The organism is Pseudacidovorax intermedius (assembly GCF_001476815.1).
GTDB lineage: Bacteria > Pseudomonadota > Gammaproteobacteria > Burkholderiales > Burkholderiaceae_C > Xenophilus > Xenophilus intermedius_A.
This window is the reverse complement of record NZ_LDSL01000274.1, coordinates 1-766: the sequence shown is the minus strand read 5'-3', so window position 1 is coordinate 766 and position 766 is coordinate 1. Positions and strand designations below refer to the sequence as shown.

The 766-nt window shown below is 65.5% G+C and carries 2 protein-coding genes; both read right to left on the bottom strand.

The annotated features are described in order from the left end of the window. Window positions 1–148 (bottom strand): DCC1-like thiol-disulfide oxidoreductase family protein (locus tag NS331_RS27410; RefSeq protein ID WP_153013070.1); only part of this gene is annotated, 148 nt, incomplete at its 3' end. A gap of 53 nt (window positions 149–201) precedes the next feature. Next, window positions 202–747 (bottom strand): GbsR/MarR family transcriptional regulator, encoded by a 546-nt coding sequence (locus NS331_RS25200; protein WP_058644619.1) that lies wholly within the window; start codon window positions 745–747, stop codon window positions 202–204. Between the last annotated feature and the right edge of the window lie 19 nt (window positions 748–766).

The window sequence follows — 766 nt, the reverse complement described above, 5'->3', positions numbered from 1 at the left end:
GCGGCGGCGCATCGAAGCCAGGGGCGCTGGCGTCGACGAAGGCCAGCCGTCCGGCTTCGTCGCGCAGCCGCAGGTGGGTCATCTCGGCGTCGCACATCGGGCAGGAGGCGTCGTAGTAGAGGGTGAGCGGATAGACGTCAGGGTTCATGGTTTTTACTTCCGAAATTTCGGTATAAAAAGAAATTGACTGGCAAAAAAAGGTCAGCGCTCGGGCTCGCGCGCTTCGCTGCCACGCACGAACTTCTGCACGCTGGCGCCCAGGCGCAGCACCTTGTCGAGCGTGCCCGGCGACAGGCGCAGCATTTCGTCTGCCCACACGCCCAGCGACTGCATCAGGTCGAGGGTGGCCCGGACGCGGTCCTGTGCGTCGGGGCGTTCGCGCTCGAAGTCGGGCTGGGCCACCAGTTCGCGCAGCATGCGCACCGTGGGGTCGTACTCGCGCTCTTTGCGCTCGCGCACGACGGTGCGGAAGAGCTCCCACACGTCCGTCGACGTCTCGAAGTAGTCCCGGCGGTCGCCCAGCACGTGGGTGGTGCGGATGAGGTTCCAGTTGAGCAGTTCCTTGAGGCTGGTGCTGGCGTTGGAGCGCGCCACCGTCAGCGTCTCGCAGATCTCCTCGGCATGCATGGCACGGCCATGGAAGAAGAGCAGTGCATGGATCTGGGCCACTGTGCGGTTGACGCCCCAGGCGGTTCCCATCTCGCCCCAGTGGACGACGAAGCGGCGGGCGATCGGGGTCAGTTCCATGGGGCGCAATCAAAGGTGG

Excerpts from the sequence above, each read along its gene's own strand:
- NS331_RS25200 (WP_058644619.1), bottom strand. The coding sequence starts at position 747 with ATGGAACTGACCCCGATCGCCCGCCGCTTCGTCGTCCACTGGGGCGAG.